7 protein-coding genes and 1 pseudogene are annotated in these 4,998 nt (G+C 69.6%); 3 read left to right on the top strand and 5 right to left on the bottom strand.

The window, feature by feature from the left end:
• Nucleotides 1–13 precede the first annotated feature (13 nt).
• Nucleotides 14–400, bottom strand: coding sequence for a 50S ribosomal protein L7/L12 (gene rplL / locus G6022_RS03205; protein ID WP_007631805.1), 387 nt, complete (start codon nucleotides 398–400; stop codon nucleotides 14–16).
• Between the two features lie 56 nt (nucleotides 401–456).
• Nucleotides 457–969, bottom strand: a complete 513-nt coding sequence (gene rplJ / locus G6022_RS03200; RefSeq protein WP_007631803.1) for a 50S ribosomal protein L10 — start codon at nucleotides 967–969, stop codon at nucleotides 457–459.
• A 345-nt stretch (nucleotides 970–1,314) separates the two neighbouring features.
• On the opposite strand from rplJ, the gene G6022_RS17120 reads away from it, so the two are divergent.
• The gene (locus tag G6022_RS17120) at nucleotides 1,315–2,301 is read left to right on the top strand and encodes a diacylglycerol kinase family protein (RefSeq protein ID WP_007631801.1); all 987 of its coding nucleotides are present in this window, start codon (nucleotides 1,315–1,317) and stop codon (nucleotides 2,299–2,301) included.
• A 28-nt stretch (nucleotides 2,302–2,329) separates the two neighbouring features.
• Here the strand turns inward: G6022_RS17120 and G6022_RS03190 are convergent, their stop codons facing one another.
• Together G6022_RS03190 and G6022_RS03185 are read right to left on the bottom strand one after the other, a co-directional pair.
• Nucleotides 2,330–2,920, bottom strand: a complete 591-nt coding sequence (locus G6022_RS03190) for a TetR/AcrR family transcriptional regulator (RefSeq protein ID WP_182639494.1) — start codon at nucleotides 2,918–2,920, stop codon at nucleotides 2,330–2,332.
• 39 nt (nucleotides 2,921–2,959) lie between these two features.
• A complete protein-coding gene (locus G6022_RS03185) occupies nucleotides 2,960–3,319 on the bottom strand; it encodes a hypothetical protein (RefSeq protein WP_132063036.1) in 360 nt (119 codons plus the stop codon).
• Between the two features lie 293 nt (nucleotides 3,320–3,612).
• Between G6022_RS03185 and G6022_RS03180 the strand changes: the two genes are divergently transcribed.
• Nucleotides 3,613–3,921 carry a hypothetical protein gene (locus G6022_RS03180; RefSeq protein ID WP_182639495.1) on the top strand — a complete coding sequence of 103 codons (309 nt, stop codon included), beginning with the start codon at nucleotides 3,613–3,615 and terminating at the stop codon, nucleotides 3,919–3,921.
• Nucleotides 3,906–4,463, top strand: coding sequence for a hypothetical protein (locus G6022_RS03175; protein WP_063971826.1), 558 nt, complete (start codon nucleotides 3,906–3,908; stop codon nucleotides 4,461–4,463). Before G6022_RS03180 ends, G6022_RS03175 begins: the two co-directional genes overlap by 16 nt.
• On the opposite strand, the pseudogene G6022_RS03170 reads toward G6022_RS03175, so the two are convergent.
• Nucleotides 4,434–4,998 (bottom strand): annotated as a pseudogene (locus G6022_RS03170) (hypothetical protein); the annotation flags it as partial. The gene G6022_RS03175 and the pseudogene G6022_RS03170 sit on opposite strands and share 30 nt — an antisense overlap.

The raw sequence follows: 4,998 nt of genomic DNA, 5'->3' as shown, positions 1-4,998 counted from the left end.
GTAGTGCGTCAGATCACTTGAGGGTGACCGTCGCGCCGGCCTCCTCGAGCTTGGTCTTGGCGGCCTCGGCGGCCTCCTTGTCGACCTTCTCGACGATCGCCTTGGGGGCGGACTCGACGAGATCCTTGGCCTCCTTGAGGCCCAGGCCCGACACGAGCTCGCGCACGACCTTGATGACGCCGATCTTCTTGTCGCCGGCCGACTCGAGGACGACGTCGAACTCGTCCTGCTCGGCGGCGGCCTCGCCACCGGCAGCCGGGGCGCCGGCAGCCGCGACGGCGACCGGAGCGGCCGCGGTGACCTCGAAGGTGTCTTCGAACAGCTTCACGAACTCGGAGAGCTCCAGAAGAGTCATCTCCTTGAAGGCCTCGAGCAGCTCGTCGTTGCTGAGCTTCGCCATGGTGGCGTCCTTTCTGTTGGTCCCGGTGCCGTCAGACGGCCCGGAAGCATGTGGGGTTAGTTTTTCTTGTCCTCGAGCGCCGCGAACAGACGTGCCAGCTGCGAAGCGGGCGCGTTGAACAGGCCGGCGGCCTTGGTCTGGTTACCCTTGAGGGCACCGGCCATCTTCGCGAGCAGGACCTCGCGGGACTCGAGATCGGCGATCTTGTCGAGTTCGGTGGCGGACAGCGGTGAGCCGTCCATGACACCGCCCTTGATGACGAGCGCCTTGTTGTCCTTGGCGAAGTTCTTGAGCGCCTTGGCGGCGTCCACGACCTCACCGGTGACGAACGCGATGGCGGTGGGACCGGACAGGAGGTCATCGAGACCCTCGACTCCGGCTTCCTCAGCCGCACGCTTGACCAGGGTGTTCTTGGCCACGGTGTACGTGGCCGCGTCACCCAGCGTCTTGCGCAGTTCGGTGACCTGCGGGACGGAGAGTCCGCGGTACTCGGTGACCACGGCGGTCGTGGAGTTCTGGAAGTGCTGCTTGATCTCCTCGACGGCCTGGACCTTTGCGGGCTTTGCCATGTTTCGCCTCCTTTCTGCATCATCTCGCCCGAGAAAACACGAACGCCCCGTGCGCAGGTGGCACGGGGCGTGGAGGAGCTGGCACGGGCCCCTGGGGACCCACGGCACATCCGACGCTGACCGGTGTTCTCCTGCGCGGGCCGTCCGGGCGCTCCCGGACCCTTCGACCACCCCCGGCGGGAGCGGCGACCTGCGGTCTTCGGTGAAACTTGATCAGGTGCCCGAGAGCAGAGCTCCCAGGCGTTCAAACTTCGGACCCAAGGATATAGGCGGCCGCCGTCGCATACCAAATCCGCCCGGGGGCGACGAATGGCGGGCCGGTCGGCTTTCTGACACATTGGTGCGGTGTCCCCAGCCCCGTCTCGCCTCGCCGTCGTCTACAACCCCACCAAGGTCGGAATCGACGAGGTCCGCCGCCTCGCCGAGGAGCGGGCGTCCAGGCACGGGTGGACGGATCCCGTCTTCTACGAGACCACCGAGGAGGACCCGGGCACCGGTCAGGCGGCACGGGCGGCCGCCGACGGTGTCGGACTGGTGATCGCGTGCGGCGGCGACGGCACCGTACGGTCGGTGGCGCAGGGCCTGCTCGGCACCTCGGTGCCGATGGGAGTCGTCCCCCTGGGAACCGGGAACCTGCTCGCCCGCAACCTCGGCGTCCCGTTGGACGATGTCGACCGTGCGTTGCGTGTCGCCATGAGCGGTCGGAGCCGCGCGATCGACCTCGGCGAGGTCCACTACACCGACGGCGACGGCGTGTCCCACGATGACGTGTTCCTCGTGATGCTCGGCGCCGGGATGGACGCCGACATGATCGCGGGCACCGACGACAAACTGAAGGCACGGGTGGGCTGGCTCGCGTACGTCGGCGCGTTCGCCAACACGCTGTTGCGCGGCCACCGGATCCGGGTCGAGTACGCCCTCGACGACGGATCGCCGATCCAGACCCGCGCGCGCACCCTCCTGGTGGCCAACTGCGGGATGCTGCAGGCGGGGATGGTGCTGTTGCCCGACGCCGTCATCGACGACGGACTCCTGGACGTTCTCGCTCTGCGCGCCAAGGGCCCTCTCGGGTGGGCGCAGGCGGGTGCGGTGCTGGCCCATCACACGTTCCAGCACCGGCTCAAGCCGATACTGCGGAGGAACTCCACCCAGGAGAGCGGGAAAGAAGAGCATCGGACCCGGCCACTGGATTTCCGCCAGGGCGTGGGGATCACCGCCCGCGTGTTGGAGAAACCGGCCGCGTTCCAGATCGACGGCGAGGACTGCGGCACCGTGACCGAGTTCTCGGCGCGGATCAAGCGGAGGGGGCTCACGGTCCGGGTGGCGGTCTGACCCGCGCTCCCCGACCTGGCCCCGGAGGTCAGGTCTCGGGCTTCACCAGCAGCGCCAGCACGTCGTGGATCTCCTCCACGGTGGGCACGGGCAGCGCTGAGCGCCCGTAGACGAACCCGATGCCGGCGTACACCAAGACGCCGGCGCGGATCCTCGCCCCCCGTTCGGAGAACCCGAGTTCGACGAACGCGTCGTGGACCACCCGCAGGATGCGTTGGTCCAGTTCGGCAACCGCCTCGGCGACGGTCTCGTCCGCCCTGGCCCATTCGCGGATCGCGGCCTCCCCCTCCCAGGCGCGGGATTCCACGAGCATCGCGCTCATGGTCTCCAGCCGTGCGTCGGGTGGCATCTCCTCCATGGTGACCAGACCACGGGCGGCGTCCATCTCCTGCGAGAAGTAGAGCCTGGCGATGGCGGCCATGAGCGCGTCGAAGTCGGCGAAATGCCAGTAGAAGCTGCCCTTCGTGACGCCGAAGTCGGCGCAGAGTCTGCTGATCTTGACCGCGGACCTGCCCTCGGTCATGAGCAGGTCCAGCCCGGCGCGGGCCCAGTCCTCCGCCGAGAAGCGCCCCGTGCGCGGACCGCTCGGCCGGGCGGACCATGTCGACCCCCGGGTCATCGGCCCGCGGCACCGTGTCGTGTCGTCATCGTCGTCACCCTACGTCGGACCGAGGGCCTCCATGACCAGAGCGCGCGAGTCCGGGTCGCGCCCGGGTTCGCCGTGCCACACGGGCCGGCTGCCCGCGAACGGCCGGACGACCCGCACCTCTGTGCCGGGCGGGGACTGTTCCAGCGGTGGGTGCACGAGCAGGTCGACCGTCGAGACGATGTCGGTGTAGACCACCCCGCGCGCCCGGAGGCCGTCCGCGTGGAGCCGGACGAGCAGGTCCGAGCCACGTACGGCCTCCCGAAACCCCTCGCAGATCGGGTCCATCCAGGCGGGTTCCCACGCGAGGATCGTGTCGTGGGTCCTCAGCCCGCGGCTGGGGTTCTCGACGTCGCCGACCCCCTTGGCCACCACCGCCAAGGCACCTGCGACGGCGCGGTGGCGATCCCGGGGACGGGCACGGCCGCGCCTGCATCCGCTTCGGCACTCGCGGATATCCAACCCCCGTGACCCCACGCGAAGCAGTGCCACGCCCACGGCTCTCACCCTCGGGAGTCGGCTCATGTCCCGTCGGGCCATCTCTCCCCCGGTCACTCGGTGATCCCCACCTCCGAACCATACCGTAGGGTACTGTGACTCGTGTCATAGCAGCGGGAGCTCTCATGGTCGGGTTCGGTGGCGGCGCTCGCGGGCCCGTGGTGACGATGCGAAGACTCCTCGGCACGGTGGCCGGTGTGGCGGGCATGGGACTCGTCGGCGCGTCCGCCACCCGCGCACAGGTCGGCCCGGGATCGCTTGGTCCGAGCCCGCTGTTGTTCCACTCCCCCGTCCTCGAGCCCTACGTGGACGAACTCCCGCGTCCGGACGTCCTGCCCGGAGAGTCCCTGGAACTGTCCGCGCGGACGGGCACCCACCGGTTCCACCGCGGCCTCCCCGCGGCGATGACCTTGGGTTACGGCGCGGCCAGTTACCCTTGGTCCGGTGATCGCACGCCGGAGTGCGGACGACGCTGACCTACCGCAATGAGATCTCAGTCCACCCACACGCCGCGGACATCGACACGAGCCTGCACGGACTGTCGGAGTCGGTGCGTACCCGGGTACCCACGTCGCTACACCTGCACGGCGGGGTCACCGAGCCCGCCAGCGATGGCCACCCGGAGCAGTCGTCCTTCCTCGGGCAGGGCCACCTCCACCACTTCGACAACCGGCAGGAGGCGGCCGGGCTCTGGCACCACGACCACGCCATGGCCATCACCCGCCTCAACGTCTACGGCGGTCTCGCGGGCGGCTACCTCCCCCGCGACCGGTTCGACACCGGACGTCCCGACAATCCGTTGGGACTGCCCGCCGGCGAGTTCGAGATCCCGCTAGTCCTGCAGGAGAAGATCGTCCGCCCCGACGGCGCGGCGTCCATGCGCTCCACCCCGATCGTCCCGGAAGGCCATTGGGAAGGCGGGGCGGTGGGCGACGTCGGACTGGTCAACGGGGTGGGGCGGGTACGCCCAGGATGGTGTCGAGCAACGCTAGCGACCCCTCGAACGGTGTGCCGATGAGCAGCGCGGTGTCCAGGACCGGCAGCCGAAGGTCGAGGATGACCGTGCCGTTGGCGTAGTCCCCGCGCACCGCGTTGCGGTAGGTGTCCAGCGGGAACGGGAAGGTGGCCAGGTAGCGCAGTGACTCGGTGAGCGAGCCCCCGAATCCGCCAGTCCCTGCAGGACGGGGTCGAGGGACTCCAGACCGGCACGGAGGTCACCGCCGGAGGCCTCGACGACACGGCCCGCGGTCGCGGTGACGGTGTCCACCGCGCGGGTGGCCTCGACGAGCCGCTGCCGCCGCTGCGCGAGGACCTGGAGTGCGGGCCCGAGGTCGGCGACCCCGCCCTCCACCTCGTCGCTGCGGATCGCGAGTTCGGTCGAGAGCCTCTCCAGTGACTCCAACGCCACCACGATGTCCTCCTTCTGCGCCTCGAGCCCGGTGAGCAACTCGCTGAGGCGTCCCGCCACCGCCCGGACCTCGTCGGTGCGGCCGGTCATCGCGACGTCGAGTTCCCCGAAGACCTCCGCCGCCTGGGCCAGGCCGCTGCCGCCG

This window comes from Dietzia sp. Cai40, from assembly GCF_014145165.1.
Classification (GTDB): domain Bacteria; phylum Actinomycetota; class Actinomycetes; order Mycobacteriales; family Mycobacteriaceae; genus Dietzia; species Dietzia natronolimnaea.
This window is presented reverse-complemented; position numbering and strand designations above follow the sequence as displayed.